Source organism: Methylobacterium sp. Gmos1 (genome assembly GCF_053764715.1).
Genome location: NZ_JBSNCC010000002.1, coordinates 50,890 through 66,248, shown reverse-complemented (window position 1 = coordinate 66,248; position 15,359 = coordinate 50,890). Strand labels below are relative to the sequence as shown.

Sequence of the window (15,359 nt, the reverse complement as noted above, 5' to 3'; positions counted from 1 at the left end):
GGGGCGCCAGCCCAAGAAAGCGGAAAAAGGCGTCGAACATCGTGGGGCTCCATGTGGAGCCAAGATGTTCCCCATACCGCCCTCTTCGTCCAAGTCGAGGCATCCATCTTCGAATTTCAGCGAGCGGCAATTAATCCATTGCTGTCACGCGTAAATTCTTTTTGACAGCCTATCATGGACACGAATCAGTCTTGCTGGGTTGCTTGGTCTAACAAGCTCACCGATTCGTCTTCGTTCCAGCTGCGTAATTCACTAGGGGTGGCCACCTCAGATCCCGGTACGGGAAATTTCAGATCGACATCTATCCTCGGTTGTGATCCGCGCATACAACAAAATCAGCAATAGACAAAGCGAGCGCGCAAATAGAGTTATTGGCTCACCGGATGCATAAAGAGGGCTCTCTGCCATGGATTCGGAGATGCTCTTAAAATGCTAAGCCGATATTTAAAATTTGCTCTAAATTTTGTCAGCCAAAAATACGCGCAGGATCCACCGCCTATAACCAGGAAAGCCGGATCGCTCATCGGTGAACCTTCCCGAGGCGCCCAACGCACATCGCGCGGGTTGCGGATACTGTCGCTCGCGACGGCGACACGCGATTACGCGCGGCGGCTCGCCGCCGGCACGTTCGACGGCGCCCGCGAGGAGGACATCGTCCCGCTCGTGGCGGCGATGGGGCCTGACGTCTGGGCTTGGCAGCGCGCCCGCCGCCTCGCGGACCTCCCGCCCTGGCGAGCCCAGCCAGACGCCGACGAGGACATCGAGCGCGACATCGTCCGCCGGGAGATGACGCACGATCTCGACACATGGGAGGTCGCCCTGCGGCGCCTCGATGCCCGCATCGCGCAGGCGCGCCTCCTGCGCCAGCCCATACCCGCCCCGCTCAACGTCCCGGAGGAAGTCGCTGACGCGCTTGCACGGCGACGGGAGGCGGCGCGTGAACGTGCCGCCCGTCGCCGTCGCCGGGAGAGCGGTGACGGTTCCAGCCTGGCACAGGCGCCGGAGGAGGCTGCCCCCCCGATCCCGAAATCCCACTGAGCCGACGTCGTTCGTCGAAATCCCATGGAGCCCAACTTGAGCGACATCGAAGACATTGCCGCCGAGCTGTCCGTCCCCGTGAAGCGTACCGCCGGCCGGCCGCGGAGCGAGCGGCCGCTCGAAGTCCGAACCGGCATTCGGATGACCCAAGAGCTGCATGACGCGGTTGTAGCGGCGGCCCGTCGGGACGGCATCACCGTTGGCGCGTGGATCAGGGCCCAGCTCGCGGCGCAGTGCAATATCGGGGCGGAGGCTGGCCGCCGCAACCAGCCTCCGCTGCCTTCGCCGCCGCGCGAGGAGACAGTGGCGATCGCCGCCGCGGTCCGCGAACTCGCGTCCGTGAACGCGGCGATCGCGCTCAGCGACACACGGGCTGCCAAGGCCGGCCTGGAGCGATCGCGCGCGTTGCTGATCCCTATTTTGATGAAGCATTCGCGGCGATGATATCCGGCGCCGTGCGGGGACGGGGCGGGGACGCGCTCGCCAACCACCTCCTCAAGACGGAAAACGACAGCGTGGTCGTCATCCCGGCGCGCGGCCTCGGCTCGCCCGGGCTCGCCGCACAGATCCGCGAGCTGGTGGCCGTTTCGGCGGCCGGCCGGACCCACCGGCCGCTGTACCATGTCCATCTCGATCCCGATCCCGGGATACGCGACGGGGCAGCCGCCCGGGCGCGGTGGTGGGCGCAGTTCGAGGTCGAGTTCGGGCTCGGGGACCAGCCGTATTGCGGGGTCGTGCACGTCAAGAGCGGTCGGACGCACGAGCACAGGGTCTACGGCCTCGTGCGTCCGACAGGCGGCGTCGTCAACCTGTTTTGCGATTACGCACGGCGCGAGAAGGTCAGCCGCATCGTTGAATTTGAGGCTGGCCTATCGCCGGTGGCGTCGAAGCACGCCCGAGCCATCGCTCGCAACCTGCGTGCGGACGGTCGGCTCGACGTGGCGGATTGGCTCGTCGCTCATGGCGCCACAAGGGCGGCCCGCCCGGTCGCGGCGACATCACCGGCGGAACGGCTGATCCAGGAGCGCACCGGCATCCCGCTGGACGAGGTGCGGTTCATGGCGCTCGCTGCCTGGCGCGCGAGCGCCAACGCCGCGGGATTCATCGCGGCCCTGCGGGCCCGGGGGCTGGACCTTCGCCAAGGCCGGAAGGGGCCTGTCATCATCGATGGCAGCGGGACCGCTCGCTTGGCGACGCGGGTCATCGGGGCCGCGGCGCGACAGTTCGAGGGAAGACGGATCACGGCCGCGGAGGTGCGGGGCCGCGTGCAAGGGATCACACTGGAAGGGACTGGAGATGGACGGAATGGAACTCGCGCAGCGCCTCGACGCGATGGAACGGCTGATGCACGTGATCGTGTCGGGCCTGGCGTCGGGGGACCCGGAGGGGGGCGCGGCGTTCGACGACCTGATCGAGGCGCTGGCCGACCTGACGGAGGCGACGGCCGACGTGACGGCGCAAGTGCGGGCGCTGCGCTCGGACGTCTCCGAGATTTTCCGCAGGCTCGGGCCCTAGCCTTCCGGCGACGCCTATCCAAGCTCGACCGGTCGTCGGCCGCCTATCTGGCCGCGGCCGAGCGCGCCCGCGAGGCGGTCGCCCGGATCGAGGAATGGAACGCGTACGAGAAGGAGCGTGCCTGGAGGCTGTGGGGGAAGACCGACATTTGGGGCGTTCCCCTGAGATAAGGGAGTGCCCGGCGGTAGCCCCGGTAGCGATGATCCGGAGCCGTCCAGCCTAACCCCTTCCATTCCTTGCCAGCCGAACCCGACCGCTGGTCCGTTAGTGGCCGGGGATCAGCCGGGTGCGGGACCGAGGAAAGTCCCGGTTCAAACCTACACGGCCCGGTTGACCATACGCCACGCCTCGGCAACCTTTGCGCTGGGCTTCCGAGGTCGTCACATGCCGCAGCGCGGGCGCAGATCCTCCAAGGGCGGAGGTGGCTTACCTCTCGCACTCATCCTCGTCGTCGGTGGGCCGCTGCTCCTGTTCGGGGCCTTCTCCGGCCCGACGAAGCCGCGTCTGGATCCGCCGACGTCCTATGCCTCGTTGCAGCCCGGCTCGGCGCCGGTGGGCCTTGCCCAAGTGCCCGTGGAGGCCCGCGACAGGCCGAGCCCGCAGCCCGCGGTCGAGCCCCCCGTCTCCCCGGCCGCCGCCAAGCCACCAGCCACCGAGACGCTGTTCGTTTCCGGACGCAAGGTCGCGTTGCGTGCCGAGCCGAGCGCCCAAGGCAAGGTCGTCGACCGCTACGGGTCCGGTCAGCCCGTCGAGGTGCTGGAACGCGGCGAGGAATGGATCCGCGTTCGGCATCGGCCGACGCAGCGTGAAGGGTGGATCCAGGCCAAGAGGCTCCGGGCGGAGCCCCTGGTGCAGGAGGCGAAGGAGCAGCCCAAACCGGCCACGGTCACCCCCAAGCTGTCCTCGGCGGAAATCGCGAAGATCCTGATTGCGGATTCAATCGCGGCATACCCGGGTCCCTGCGCCTGTCCCTACCAGAGCGCCCGCAACGGCTCCTCCTGCGGCCGCCGGGCCGCTTACGTCCGGCCCGGCGGTTACGCGCCCCTCTGCTACGCGAAAGACGTCACCCCGGAGATGGTGGCGGAGTACCGGGCGAGCCATTGACGACGCGCATGCCACGTCGGGGACATCGTCCGGCGGTCGGCATGAACGACCGGACGTGATCGCCCTGCGGCGCGGAGCCCTCGACGTCACGGCCCTGCGGCTGGACATGATCGATAATCAGCCTGGCTTAATCGGCGCAACCTGGAGGCCGCCGCTGGCGAGCAGGCCGAACTGAACTGCCTTACGGCATCGACCATCGACAGGGAAATCAGCTCCGTGGCCATTCGCGGCTGGCGGCCGGACACAGTGGTCCCCGCCTGACGTCGCGCGTCGGATCACCGGCTTCGGTCTCTTGCCGTCCGGACGGTTCTCACGCTTGGACGCGGTTGGCTCGCCAGCTTGCCGGCTTACTGGAATAGTTGTGGTCTCGATCTCGGGCCTCCACATGGTGCTGGCCGCCGGCGTGGTGTTCTGGCTCGCCCGGGCGCTCCTGGCCCTCGTGCCCGGCCTGGCGCTCTCCTGGCCGATCAAGAAGATCGCCGCCGCCTTCGCGATGATGGGCGTCACCGGCTACTGCGCCTTCTCGGGCTGGGACCTCGCGGCCGAGCGCTCGCTGGTGATGACGCTCGTGATGCTCGGCGCGATCCTGGTCGACCGGCCGGCGCTCAGCCTGCGCAACCTGGCGCTCGCCGCCCTGATCTCGCTCGCCCGCGAGCCGGAAGGGCTGCTCGGCCCGAGCTTCCAGATGTCGTTCGGCGCGGTGGCCGGGCTCGTCGCCTGCGCGAAGGTGATCGAGGGGCGGCTGTGGAACCCGGAGGGCGCCGGGCCGGTCACCCGGGCGCTGGCCTGGGGCCTCGCCACGGCGGTCGGCACGCTGGCCACGACGCTCGTGGCGCAAATCGCCACCGCGCCCTTCGCCACCTACCACTTCCAGACCGTGCAGCCCTTCGGCCTCGTCGGCAACGCGCTCACCCTGCCGCTCGTCTCGCTGGTGGTGATGCCTTCGGCGGTACTTGGCATCCTGGCCTATCCCTTCGCCCTCGACCGGCCGGTCTGGTGGGCGATGGGGCTGGCCGTGCGCGGCATGCTCGACATCTCGGCCTGGATCCAGGGCTTCGACCGGGCGACCGTCGTGCTGCCGGCCTTCGGCCCGGGCGCGCTCGGCCTGATGAGCGTGGCGCTGCTGCTCCTGGTGCTGCCGGTCTCCCGCCTGCGCTGGCTCGGCCTCGTCCCCGGCCTCGTCGGCCTCGCGCTCGCGGCCTCGCCGGAGCGCCGCGACCTCTACGTCGACCGCGAGGGCGGCGGCGCGGCCCTGCGCGGGGCCGACGGGCGCCTCGTGGTGCTGGGGCGTCCCCCCGCCTTCGTGCTGGAGCAGTGGCTCAAGGCCGACGGCGACGGCCGCTCCCGCGACGATCCCGGGCTGACCACCGGCGCCCGCTGCGACAAGCTCGGCTGCGTCGGCCACGGGCCCCGGGGCGTCAGCGTGGCGCTGGTGCGCGACAAGCGCGCCTTTTCGGAGGATTGCGCCCGCGCGACCGTGGTGGTGAGCCGGCTGGAGGCGCCGCCGGGCTGCGCCGCGGCCCACATCCTCGACAAGACGTTCCTGGCGGCGCACGGGTCGACGACCCTGCGCTTCACCGCGGACGGTCCGGTGGTCGAGACCGCCAAGCGGCCGGGAGAGACGCGGCCGTGGCGGCCGGCGCCGGTCGTGACCGCGCCCGTGCCGCCGGCATCCGTCGCGCCGGTGCCGAACGCGGCGCCCCAGCCGGTGCCGCCGGCTGCGCCGGAGGGGGAGGAGACGGAGGGGCAGGGAGAGCCGTGAAGGCGCGATGTTCCCTTGCGGAAAGTTGACAAAATTGTCATCGTCGCGTTCATGCTCAAGACGCGGTCGATCTCGTGGGTGAAGGGGCGCTGAAGGCGTTCGAGGCGTTTCCCGCCGCTGTACAGGATGAAATCCTCGACGCGCTGACCCTCGCGGCCGACGGTGCGATGCCCCTCACGGCGAAGCCGTTCAAAGGTGTCGGAGGCGGCGTCTTCGAGATAGCGATCCGACACCGCGGTGACGCTTACCGATCGATCTACGCTGTCCAGATCGCCGATGCGATCTGGGTCATCGACGCGTTCCAGAAGAAGTCGACCAGAGGGATCAAGACCCCTCAGATGGATGTCGATCGGATCAAGGAGCGCCTGAAGAGAGTGCAGGAGGCCTTACGATGAGCAACGACGATCTCGACCTCATCCATGGGAGCGGCAACGTCTACCGCGACCTGAAGCGGCCGCATCCGGATCTCGAACAGGCGCGCGCCCTGGTCGCCGCGCAGATCGCCCGGACGCTCGACGCGCGCGGCCTCACTACCCGCGCCGCCGAGGCGGCGACCGGCGTGGCGCACAGCGAGTTCTCCCGCATCCGCAATGCGCAGCTGCGACGCTTTACCCTCGACCGGCTGATGACCATCCTGGAGACGCTGGACGGCGACCTGGAGGTGAAGCTGGTGATGCAGCCCCGCCGCCCCGAAACCCGCGCGACCTGACCGGACGGAATCCGGCCGGGTCGCGCGACGATCCTACGGCATCAGCTTCAGCGCGTCGGCGAAGAAGTCAGGCCCGCCGAAATTGCCGGATTTCAGCGCCAGCCACATGTCCCGGTCGGTGGTGCGCAGGACCGGCACGCCGGCGGCGATCTCGGGGCCGACGCGGAAGGCCGGCAGCCCGAGGCGGTCGACCACGGCGCCGGAGGTCTCGCCGCCCGCCACCACCAGCCGGCGCACGCCGTGGGCGACCAGCCCCTCGGCGATCCGCGCCATCGCGGCCTCGATGGCGTGGCCGGCCTCGTCGCGGCCGTACTTGGCCTGGACCGCCGCCACCTCCTCCGGGCCGGCGCTGCTGGCGATCAGCACCGGTCCGTCGCCGATCCGCTCCATCGCCCAAGCCAAGGCCGCGCCGGCCTCGTCCTCGCCGGCGAGCAGCCGGGCCGGATCGAGGCGGCGCACCGGCATCGCCGCCTCGGCGCGGGCGATCTGCCCGAGCGTCGCCTGCGAGCAGCTGCCGGCGAGGCACGCCGCCGGGCCGCCGATCGGCCCGCCGAGGTCGGAATCCGCCGCGGCGGGCGTCACCCGGCCGGTCGAGACCAGGGCCCGGGCGAGGCCCAACCCCAAGCCCGAGGCGCCGGTCGAGATTTTTCGGGTCAGGGCGGCCTCGCCCAGGACCGTGAGGTCGGGGTCGAGCGCCGCGTCGGCGATGGCCGCGCCCTTGCCCTCGCGGGCGAGCGCATCGAGGCGGGCGCTCACGGCGTCGGCGCCCCGCGCCACCGTCGCGAGGTCGATCAGGCCCACCCCCGCCCGGCTCTGGCGCGCCAGCACCCGCACGAGGTTCGAATCCCGCATCGGGTTGAGCGGGTGGTCCTTCAGTGGGCTCTCATTGAGCGGCACCGCGCCGACGAAGAGGTGGCCGAGATAGACCGTGCGCGCCGTCTCCGGAAAGGCCGGGGTGACGAGCGCGATCGCCTCGCCGGCATCCGTACGCAAGGCGTCGGTCACCGGGCCGATATTGCCGGCATCGGTCGAATCGAAGGTCGAGCAGACCTTGAACAGCAGGTGGCCGGCGCCCCTCGCGTTCAGCCACGCGGCGGCCTCGCGCGAGCGCGCCACCGCCTCGCCGGCGGGGATCGACCGGCTCTTGAGCGAGACCACCACGGCGTCGACCTCGGGCAGGACGAGATCGTCCGCCGGCACCCCGATGGTCTGGACCGTGCGCAGGCCCGCCTTGGTGAGCGTGTTGGCGAGGTCGGAGGCGCCGGTATAGTCGTCGGCGATGCAGCCCAGCGCCAGGGTCATGCCCGTGCTCCCTTGTAGGGGGTGAACCAGCCCAGGCCCTCGCGCGTGCCGGCCCGCGGGTTGTACTCGCAGCCGATGAAGCCGTCGTAGCCGAGCCGGTCGAGCTCGGCGAACAGGAAGGCGTCGTTCATCTCGCCGCTGCCGGGCTCGTGCCGCTCGGGCACGCTCGCGGTCTGGACGTGGCCGACGATCGGCATCAGGGCGCGCAACCGCATGGTCACGTCGCCGTGCAGGATCTGGCAATGGTAGAGGTCGAACTGGAGCTTGAGGTTCGGCAGCGCCAGCTCGCGGATCAGGTCGGCGGCGTAAGCAAAATCGTTGAGGAAGTAGCCCGGCATGTTGCGGGCGTTGATCGGCTCGAGGACGAGGTCGAGGCCTTCCTTCCCTAAGCGCTCAGCCGTCCAGGCGACGGCGCGGCGGTAGGAATCCTGCGCCTTGGTGTCGGCCCGGTCGGCCATGCCGGCCATCAGGTGCAGGCGCTGCACGCCCGTCGCGCGGGCGTAAGGGAGCGCCGTCTCGACGCCGTCCTTCAGCTCCTCGAACCGATCGGGCAGGGCCGCGAGGCCGCGCTCGCCCGCCGCCCAGTCGCCGGGCGGCAGGTTGAACAGGGCCTGGGTCAGGCCGTGCGCCCGCAGCCGCTCGCCGACGACCTCCGGCGGATGCTCATAGGGAAACAGGAACTCGACCGCCTCGAACCCGGCCTCGGCGGCCTGCGCGAAGCGGTCGAGGAACGGGACTTCAGTGAACATCAGGGTCAGGTTCGCGGCAAAGCGCGGCATGAACGTCCTCCCTTGAGTGGCGCGCTGGCGCCGGTGCCCTGGCGGGCTGAGCCCGATCGATGATCCGGGTTGGCCGACCGGGCGCTCACATGGCCTCACCCTCCGCGTCATCCCGGGGCCGCGAAGCGGAACCTGGGATCCATAACCGCTGAGAGTTCAGGATGAAGCGGAACGGTCTTCGCCGTGCGCTGCAACGTCGACGGTTATGGATCCCGGGTTCTCGACTTCGCCGAGCCCCGGGATGATACCGAGGACTTCAATCCGGTCGGGTGACAATCAAGACGCCGATCCCTTCCCACCCGGCAGCGCCGTCCCGGTCACCTGCGCGTAGATCCGCGCCACCGAGGCGTCGTCGTCCCGGCCCATGCCGGCGCCGGCGGCCATCAGGAACATCTGGAGGGCCGCGGCCGCCACCGGGACCGGGAACTTCTGGGTGCGGGCCATGTCCTGCACGATGCCGAGATCCTTGACGAAGATGTCGACGGCGCTGCGAGGGGTGTAATCGCCGTCGAGGACGTGCGGCATCCGGTTCTCGAACATCCAGGAATTGCCGGCGGACGCCGTGATGACCTCGTAGACCTTCCGCAGGTCGAGCCCCTGGCGGGCCGCGAAGGCCATCGCCTCGCTCGCCGCGGCGATGTGCACGCCGGCGAGCAGCTGGTTGATCATCTTGAACGCCGCGCCCTGGCCGGCGGCATCGCCCAGCTCGTAGAGCTTGGCCGCCATGGCGTCGAGGGCGGGTCTCGCCTGCGCGAAGGCGGCCGCGCTGCCCGAAGCCAGGATCGTCAGCTCGCCCTGTGCCGCGCGCTGGGCGCCGCCGCTGATCGGCGCGTCGAGGTAGTGCCGGCCGGTGGCCTCGAGCCGGGCGGCGAGGCGGCGGGCGACCTCCGGATCCATCGTGGCGCAGGAGACGAACACCGCGCCGGACGGCATCGCCTCGGCGACGCCGCCGTCCCCGAACAGCACCGCCTCGGTCTGGGCGGCGTTGACGACGACGCAGACCACGATGCCCGCATCCCGCGCCGCCTCCGCCGCGCTCGCGGCGCCGCGGCCGCCCTCGGCGGAAAAGCGCGCCACGTTGTCGGGGGCGACGTCGCTGCCGGCGACCTCGAGGCCGGCCCGGCGCAGGGCCTGCGCCATGCCGTAGCCCATCGAGCCGAGGCCGATCACCGCGACGCGGGCGGGTGTGTCGCTCATGCCGAATCCTCCCTTGCGGGTCGTGCGACGACCCGTTGCGGACCGCCTGCGCGATCCGAATACCCGCGCGATCTGACGCCGCGCCGTCGCCCCGAGTCCTAGCACCGATTTGGCAGCGCTGCCAATCCGAACCAAGGGTCCGTTGAGCCGGCCCGGGAACCATGACATCGTGGCGCCCCCGAGCCGCCGTGACAAGGTGCCGGGCGACGACGGAGGGCGGATGGACGAGGGGGGCAACGAGGCCTTCGCGGCCGACGAGGACGATGGGCGCGACGGGATCGGCCGGCGCCCGATCACGCTGGCGGACGTCGCCCGCGAGGCGCGGGTCGGCGAGAGCACGGTGTCGCGGGTCCTGCGCAGCCACGGCTCGTTCTCGGAGAAGACCCGGGCCCGGGTCGAGGCAGCGGTGGCGCGCCTCGGCTACGTGCCGAACCGCATCGCCGGAACGCTGGCCTCCACCGGCTCGCGGCTGATCGGCATCGTCATCCCCTCGCTCACCAACATCGTCTTTCCCGACCTGCTGCGCGGGGCGACCGCGGCCCTGGAGCAGGAGGGCTTCCAGTCGGTCATCGCGGTCACCGATTACGACCAGGACAAGGAGGAGGCGGTGGTCGGCTCGCTCCTGAGCTGGCGCCCGGCCGGGCTGATCGTCACCGGGCTCGAGCACAATCCGGGCACCCGGCGGCGGCTCATCGCCAGCGGCGTGCGGGTGGCCGAGCTCCTCGACGTCGACGGGCCGGGGCTCGACATCGTGGTCGGCTATTCCAACCGCGCCGCCGGCGAGGCGAGCGCCCGCCACCTCGCCGGGCGCGGCTACCGCCGCATCGGCTATATCGGCCACGATCTGACCAAGGACAGGCGCGCCGCCAAGCGCTACGCCGGCTTTCGCGAGGGGTTGAGCGCCGCCGGCCTCGCGCTCGCGGCCGAGGAGCGGGTGGCGAGCCCGTCCTCCGTCGAGGCCGGCCGGCAGGGGCTCGCGGCCCTGCTCGCCCGGGTGCCGGATCTCGACGCGGCCTATTTCTCGAACGACGACATGGCGCTCGGCGGCTACTTCCACTGCCTCGCCCACGGCCTGACGGTGCCGGAGCGGCTGGCGCTGTTCGGCTATAACGGCCTCGATGTCGGCCGGCTGATGCCGCAGCCGCTCGCTACCATCCGCACCCCGCGGGTCGAGGCCGGCGCGACGGCGGCCCGGCTCCTCTGCACGGGGAGCCCGGCGACGGTGGTGGATCTCGGCTTCGAGCTGATCGAGGGAGCGACGGCGTGACGGACGTATCGACGAAGAGCGAATCCGCCTTGCGCGAGGCGATCTGCCGCTTCGGCCGCTCGCTGTTCGAGCGCGGCCTGACGCCGGGCTCGTCGGGCAACATCTCGCTCCGCCTCGACGACGGCGGCTGGCTGGTGACCCCGACCAACGCCTCGCTCGGCTTCCTCGACCCCGCCCGCATCTCCCGCCTCGACCGCGACGGACAGCTCCTGTCGGGCGACAAGCCCACCAAGGAGATCCCGCTCCACGGCGCCCTCTACGACAGCCGGGCGTCGGCGCGGGCGATCGTCCACCTCCACTCCACCCACGCCGTCGCGGTCTCGATGCTGCCCGAGATCGACCCCCGCGCCGTGCTGCCGCCGCTCACCCCCTACAGCCTGATGCGGGCCGGCGCGGTGGCCCTGGTGCCGTACTTCCGCCCCGGCGACCCGGCGGTGGCGGACGCGATCCGGGGACTCGCCGGCCGATATTCCTCGGTGCTGCTGGCCAACCACGGCCCGGTGGTCGCCGGCGACGACCTCGAAGCGGCGGTCTTCGCCACCGAGGAGCTGGAGGAGACGGCGAAGCTCTACCTGCTCCTGCGCAACCTCAACCCGCGCCACCTCACCCCGGCGCAGGTGCAGGATCTGGTGAGCCATTTCGGGTTGAGCCTGCCGGAGCACGGGCACGACCATTGAGGGCCGGACTGGTAACTCCGGCGCGAGATGCGCACGACATCGTGGGGAGAGTCTGGGGATGACCGGCTCGAAGGCGACACCGTGACCTGGGGCTTCACGCGCATGGGCGTCGACGGCTGGGTCGGGCGGATCGGCCACGTCCGCGTCTACCTGGACGACGAGAACGGCGAGGCGAATCGGGCGCAGGCGAAAATCGCCGAGGCGGTGCGACAGGCGCTCCCCTCCCTGCGGGACGAAGCGGCGGCCTATCTGGATGCGTTCGTGGACAGGATCAGGGTCTGCGGTGCCGACGAGCCGTGGTGGCTCGACGAGATCGAGTTCCGCGGCCATGCCGAGGCGGAGCGGATCTGCTGTTCGTCCCACCACCCTGCAGGGTGACGACGGCGGCCTATGGACGGTAGATCTGCGGGCCTTCGAGGGCCGGCACCGGCCGTTCCGCTTCGAGCGCTTGCAGGGATGACGCGCGAGCCCCGTTCGGCGAGGCGCGACGACCAGATCCAGATCGCCGCGGAGACCGAAGACGAGCCCGCCTCTCGCGAAGCACTGGACTCGTATAACCGATGTTGGCTGAGATAATCTCCGGCCGGTGGCGCTCCCAAGGGGACTCGAACCCCTGTTTTCGCCGTGAGAGGGCGACGTCCTAGACCGCTAGACGATGGGAGCTGGCCCGGCGGGATGGCGGCGGTATAGCGACGGGCCTGGACGGGCACAAGCCCGAAATCGTATGCCGGCGATGTTTTCGAGAAAGGCGGCAGGAGTGGTGGGGTTGAGCGAGGCTGACCGGCGCGAGGGCGTGATCCCGGAAGGGGAGGGGAGCGAGCGCCTGGACCGGGCCCTGGCGCGTCTGTGGCCGGATTTGTCGCGCAGCCGCCTCCAGGCGCTGATCCGCGAGGGCCAGGTGACCCTGGAGGATGCCCCCGTCGGCGATCCCTCCGCCAAGGTCGCGGGCGGCCAGCGCGTCGCCGTGACGGTACCGCCGCCGCGCCCGGCCGAGCCGGAGCCGGAGGCGCGCGACCTCGCGGTCGTCCACGAGGACGACGACGTGATCGTCATCGACAAGCCGGCGGGGCTCGTGGTCCATCCGGGCGCCGGCAACGACAGCGGCACGCTGGTCAACGCGCTGCTCGCCCATTGCGGCGCCAGCCTGTCGGGCATCGGCGGGGTCGCGCGGCCGGGCATCGTCCACCGCCTCGACAAGGACACGACCGGCCTGATGGTGGTGGCCAAGACCGATCTCGCCCATCAGGACCTCTCGGCGCAATTCGCCGATCACGGTCGCACCGGGCCGCTGGAGCGGGCCTACCTGGCCCTGGTCTGGGGCCTGCCCGATCCCGCGACCGGCACGATCGACGCCGCGCTCGCCCGCTCGGAGCGCAACCGGGAGAAGATCGCGGTGGTGCGCGAGGGCCGCGGCCGCCACGCGATCACCCATTACCGCACCGAGGCCGCGCTCGGGGAGCGGGAGCCGGTCGGGCTGGTGCGCTGCCGGCTCGAGACCGGGCGCACCCACCAGATCCGCGTGCACCTCGCCCATCGCGGCCACCCGCTCCTCGGGGATGCGACCTACGGGGGCGTCTTCCGCACCAAGGCGAATCGCCTGGAGCCGGAGGCCCGGCAGGCGCTCGACGCTCTCGGGCGGCAGGCCCTGCACGCCGCGCTCCTCGGCTTCCGCCACCCTCGCACCGGCGAGTCGTTGCGCTTCGAGAGCCCGCCGCCGGCCGACATGGCGCGGCTCATCGCGGCGCTGACGCCCTGAGCCGAGGACGCCGGCGGGACGAAAACCCTTGCCCCGCACGTCTCATGAACGAGGGGCAGGGGATCGCGCGCGAGGTCGCCCCGCGCGCAGTCCCTCTGCGGCAGTGTGGCACCGCACGCGGCGAACCGCCACGGCAACACAAAACGCCGCCTCACGCGTTAGTCGCGACACCCGTCGCTACCCGGCCGGAGCGCTCTCTGCTATGGTGGCAGATCGAACGGCCGGCCAACGGGAGGTCGTTCGTGCTCGCCCAGTCTTCAAGGGGAGCTTCTAGGAGGTTGGAATGGCTGCTGCACTTCCCGTGCTCGCCAACGAAGGGGGCCTGTCGCGCTACCTCGACGAGATACGCCGGTTTCCGATGCTGGAACCGACGCAGGAGTACATGCTGGCCAAGAGCTGGCGCGAGCATGGCGATCGCGACGCCGCCCACAAGCTCGTGACCTCACACCTGCGGCTCGTGGCCAAGATCGCCATGGGCTATCGCGGCTACGGCCTGCCGATCGGCGAGGTGGTGTCCGAGGGCAATGTCGGCCTGATGCAGGCCGTCAAGCGCTTCGACCCCGACAAGGGCTTCCGCCTCGCCACCTACGCGATGTGGTGGATCAAGGCGGCGATTCAAGAATACATCCTGCGCTCGTGGTCGCTCGTGAAGATGGGCACCACCGCGAACCAGAAGAAGCTGTTCTTCAACCTGCGCAAGGCCAAGGGCCGCATCTCCGCCCTCGACGAGGGCGACCTGCGCCCCGACCAGGTCAAGCAGATCGCCACGCGCCTCGGCGTGCCCGAGCAGGACGTGATCGACATGAACCGCCGGCTCGGCGGCGACGCCTCGCTCAACGCGCCCTTGCGCGAGGAGGGCGAGGGTGAGTGGCAGGACTGGCTCGTCGACGACAGCCCGACCCAGGAGACCGTGCTCGCCCGCGAGGAGGAGGGGCAGAACCGCCTCGCCGCGCTCAAGGACGCGCTCGGCGTGCTCAACCCGCGCGAGCGCCGGATCTTCGAGGCAAGGCGGCTCGCCGACGACCCGATCACGCTGGAGGACCTGTCGAGCGAGTTCGGCGTCTCGCGCGAGCGGGTGCGGCAGATCGAGGTGCGGGCCTTCGAGAAGGTGCAGGACGCGGTCAAGCGCAACCTCGCCACCCGCGAGGCGCCGCGGGCGGGGGTGCCGGCTTAGTGCACCTCACGAAGCTCCCGCTGCGCTGGCGCCGCCCCATCGAGCGACGCCGGTGACCGGGAGTTTCGTGAGAGACACTGAAGCAGGCCGGCCCCTCACCCCATCGGCACGACGAGCGAGAGGCCGATCAGCACGAGCGGCATCGCCGCCAGCGCCAGCACGGTCTGCACCGCCGTGATGCCGGCCATCAGCGGCGCATCGCCGCCGAGCTGGCGGGCGAGGATGTAGGCCGAGGAGGCCGTCGGCAGCACCTGGAACAGCAGGGCCGTGGTCAGCGCCGGCCCGTGCAGCCCGAGGCCGTGCGCCACCGCCACGGTCGCCGTCGGCATGGCCAGGAACTTCATCACCGAGGCCGAGGCGACCGGCCGGATCCAGCGTCGCGCGCCCTCGAACTCGAGCGCCGCCCCGACGCAGAGCAGGCCGATCGGCAGCGAGGCCGCGCCGAGGGTGCGAAGCGCCGGCTCCAGCCCCGGCGGCAGACCCCAGCCGAGGAGCTGGACGGCGAGGCCCGCCAGCGACGACACGATCAGCGGATTGGTGGCGAGCTGCCGGACGATGCCGAGCGGCGTCAGCCGCGCCGCGCCGTGGCGGGCGAAGACCAGCACGCACAGGACGTTGACCGTCGGCACGATCGCCGCATTGCAGATCGCCGCGAGCGCGATGCCTTTCGCGCCGAACAGCCCGGCGGCGAGCGTGACGCCGACGTAGTTGTTGAACCGCACGCTGCCCTGGAACACCGAGGTGAAGGCCGGTCCGTCGACCCGGATCAGCGGCCGCAAGGCGAGGACGAGGCCGGCGACGAGGATCGTCGAGAGGATCAGCGTGAGCGCGAGCGCGCCGACCGGCACCGCCTCGACATGCGCCGTCGCCAGGCTGTGGAAGAACAGGCTCGGCAGCAGCACGAAGTAGCCCAGCCGCTCGGCCTGGGGCCAGAAGGCGTCCGCCAGGAAGCGGCGGCGGCGCAGGGTGAGGCCGAGGGCGGTGAGGAGGACGATGGGAAGGAGGGCCAGCAGCACGGCGCTGGTCATGGGTTGGCATTCAAGGCGGTGTTGCCCCCCGGGTGGGATACGGTGCCCGCC

General features: G+C 70.8%; 15 protein-coding genes, 1 tRNA gene and 2 pseudogenes. 13 read left to right on the top strand and 5 right to left on the bottom strand.

What is annotated here, in order from left to right; genetic code table 11:
- Positions 1-429 precede the first annotated feature (429 nt).
- From ACS5PV_RS03415 to ACS5PV_RS03380, 8 genes and pseudogenes are all read left to right on the top strand, one after another.
- Positions 430-1,038, top strand: coding sequence for a hypothetical protein (locus ACS5PV_RS03415; RefSeq protein WP_455393971.1), 609 nt, complete (start codon positions 430-432; stop codon positions 1,036-1,038).
- Between the two features lie 36 nt (positions 1,039-1,074).
- Positions 1,075-1,482 (top strand): hypothetical protein, encoded by a 408-nt coding sequence (locus ACS5PV_RS03410; protein WP_455393970.1) that lies wholly within the window; start codon positions 1,075-1,077, stop codon positions 1,480-1,482.
- Positions 1,479-1,898, top strand: a pseudogene (locus ACS5PV_RS03405) (relaxase/mobilization nuclease domain-containing protein); the annotation flags it as partial. The gene ACS5PV_RS03410 and the pseudogene ACS5PV_RS03405, both read left to right, overlap by 4 nt.
- A gap of 445 nt (positions 1,899-2,343) precedes the next feature.
- On the top strand, positions 2,344-2,553 hold the full coding sequence (locus tag ACS5PV_RS03400) for a hypothetical protein (protein WP_455394465.1): 210 nt from the start codon (positions 2,344-2,346) through the stop codon (positions 2,551-2,553).
- 384 nt (positions 2,554-2,937) lie between these two features.
- Positions 2,938-3,657 carry an SH3 domain-containing protein gene (locus ACS5PV_RS03395; protein ID WP_455393969.1) on the top strand — a complete coding sequence of 240 codons (720 nt, stop codon included), beginning with the start codon at positions 2,938-2,940 and terminating at the stop codon, positions 3,655-3,657.
- A 292-nt stretch (positions 3,658-3,949) separates the two neighbouring features.
- Positions 3,950-5,419: pseudogene (locus tag ACS5PV_RS03390) on the top strand (ComEC/Rec2 family competence protein); the annotation flags it as partial.
- Positions 5,420-5,493: 74 nt separating this feature from the next.
- On the top strand, positions 5,494-5,814 hold the full coding sequence (locus ACS5PV_RS03385) for a type II toxin-antitoxin system RelE/ParE family toxin (RefSeq protein ID WP_455393968.1): 321 nt from the start codon (positions 5,494-5,496) through the stop codon (positions 5,812-5,814).
- Positions 5,811-6,128 carry a helix-turn-helix domain-containing protein gene (locus ACS5PV_RS03380; protein WP_455393967.1) on the top strand — a complete coding sequence of 106 codons (318 nt, stop codon included), beginning with the start codon at positions 5,811-5,813 and terminating at the stop codon, positions 6,126-6,128. The genes ACS5PV_RS03385 and ACS5PV_RS03380 overlap by 4 nt, the downstream gene beginning before the upstream one ends.
- Positions 6,129-6,161: 33 nt before the next feature.
- Here the strand turns inward: ACS5PV_RS03380 and otnK are convergent, their stop codons facing one another.
- From otnK to ltnD, 3 genes are all read right to left on the bottom strand, one after another.
- On the bottom strand, positions 6,162-7,430 hold the full coding sequence (otnK, locus tag ACS5PV_RS03375; protein WP_455393966.1) for a 3-oxo-tetronate kinase: 1,269 nt from the start codon (positions 7,428-7,430) through the stop codon (positions 6,162-6,164).
- A complete protein-coding gene (gene otnI, locus ACS5PV_RS03370) occupies positions 7,427-8,209 on the bottom strand; it encodes a 2-oxo-tetronate isomerase (RefSeq protein ID WP_455393965.1) in 783 nt (260 codons plus the stop codon). Before otnI ends, otnK begins: the two co-directional genes overlap by 4 nt.
- Before the next feature lie 276 nt (positions 8,210-8,485).
- Positions 8,486-9,574 (bottom strand): L-threonate dehydrogenase, encoded by a 1,089-nt coding sequence (ltnD, locus tag ACS5PV_RS03365; protein WP_455393964.1) that lies wholly within the window; start codon positions 9,572-9,574, stop codon positions 8,486-8,488.
- A 52-nt stretch (positions 9,575-9,626) separates the two neighbouring features.
- On the opposite strand from ltnD, the gene ACS5PV_RS03360 reads away from it, so the two are divergent.
- The 3 genes from ACS5PV_RS03360 (at position 9,627) to ACS5PV_RS03350 (ending at position 11,728) form a co-directional block, all read left to right on the top strand.
- Positions 9,627-10,673, top strand: coding sequence for a LacI family DNA-binding transcriptional regulator (locus tag ACS5PV_RS03360; protein ID WP_455394446.1), 1,047 nt, complete (start codon positions 9,627-9,629; stop codon positions 10,671-10,673).
- On the top strand, positions 10,670-11,350 hold the full coding sequence (gene otnC, locus ACS5PV_RS03355) for a 3-oxo-tetronate 4-phosphate decarboxylase (protein ID WP_455393963.1): 681 nt from the start codon (positions 10,670-10,672) through the stop codon (positions 11,348-11,350). The genes ACS5PV_RS03360 and otnC overlap by 4 nt, the downstream gene beginning before the upstream one ends.
- Before the next feature lie 81 nt (positions 11,351-11,431).
- The gene (locus ACS5PV_RS03350) at positions 11,432-11,728 is read left to right on the top strand and encodes a hypothetical protein (RefSeq protein ID WP_455393962.1); all 297 of its coding nucleotides are present in this window, start codon (positions 11,432-11,434) and stop codon (positions 11,726-11,728) included.
- Between the two features lie 209 nt (positions 11,729-11,937).
- Here ACS5PV_RS03350 and ACS5PV_RS03345 read toward each other — a convergent pair.
- Positions 11,938-12,013 (bottom strand) — tRNA-Glu (locus ACS5PV_RS03345).
- A 70-nt stretch (positions 12,014-12,083) separates the two neighbouring features.
- Between ACS5PV_RS03345 and ACS5PV_RS03340 the strand changes: the two genes are divergently transcribed.
- Both ACS5PV_RS03340 and rpoH read left to right on the top strand, forming a co-directional pair.
- The gene (locus ACS5PV_RS03340; protein ID WP_455393961.1) at positions 12,084-13,106 is read left to right on the top strand and encodes an RluA family pseudouridine synthase; all 1,023 of its coding nucleotides are present in this window, start codon (positions 12,084-12,086) and stop codon (positions 13,104-13,106) included.
- A gap of 283 nt (positions 13,107-13,389) precedes the next feature.
- On the top strand, positions 13,390-14,280 hold the full coding sequence (gene rpoH / locus ACS5PV_RS03335; RefSeq protein ID WP_455393960.1) for an RNA polymerase sigma factor RpoH: 891 nt from the start codon (positions 13,390-13,392) through the stop codon (positions 14,278-14,280).
- Positions 14,281-14,375: 95 nt separating this feature from the next.
- Here rpoH and ACS5PV_RS03330 read toward each other — a convergent pair whose 3' ends face one another.
- Entirely contained in the window at positions 14,376-15,308 is a 933-nt protein-coding gene (locus ACS5PV_RS03330; RefSeq protein ID WP_455393959.1) for an AEC family transporter, read from the bottom strand.
- Between the last annotated feature and the right edge of the window lie 51 nt (positions 15,309-15,359).

Bases quoted from the DNA above. Each gene is read 5' to 3' on its own strand.
- ACS5PV_RS03415 (WP_455393971.1), top strand. From the start codon at position 430: ATGCTAAGCCGATATTTAAAATTTGCTCTAAATTTTGTCAGCCAAAAA.
- ACS5PV_RS03400 (WP_455394465.1), top strand. From the start codon at position 2,344: ATGGAACTCGCGCAGCGCCTCGACGCGATGGAACGGCTGATGCACGTG.
- ACS5PV_RS03395 (WP_455393969.1), top strand. From the start codon at position 2,938: ATGCCGCAGCGCGGGCGCAGATCCTCCAAGGGCGGAGGTGGCTTACCT.
- ACS5PV_RS03380 (WP_455393967.1), top strand. From the start codon at position 5,811: ATGAGCAACGACGATCTCGACCTCATCCATGGGAGCGGCAACGTCTAC.
- otnK (WP_455393966.1), bottom strand. From the start codon at position 7,430: ATGACCCTGGCGCTGGGCTGCATCGCCGACGACTATACCGGCGCCTCC.
- otnI (WP_455393965.1), bottom strand. From the start codon at position 8,209: ATGCCGCGCTTTGCCGCGAACCTGACCCTGATGTTCACTGAAGTCCCG.
- ltnD (WP_455393964.1), bottom strand. From the start codon at position 9,574: ATGTCATGGTTCCCGGGCCGGCTCAACGGACCCTTGGTTCGGATTGGC.
- ACS5PV_RS03360 (WP_455394446.1), top strand. From the start codon at position 9,627: ATGGACGAGGGGGGCAACGAGGCCTTCGCGGCCGACGAGGACGATGGG.
- ACS5PV_RS03340 (WP_455393961.1), top strand. From the start codon at position 12,084: ATGTTTTCGAGAAAGGCGGCAGGAGTGGTGGGGTTGAGCGAGGCTGAC.
- rpoH (WP_455393960.1), top strand. From the start codon at position 13,390: ATGGCTGCTGCACTTCCCGTGCTCGCCAACGAAGGGGGCCTGTCGCGC.
- ACS5PV_RS03330 (WP_455393959.1), bottom strand. From the start codon at position 15,308: ATGACCAGCGCCGTGCTGCTGGCCCTCCTTCCCATCGTCCTCCTCACC.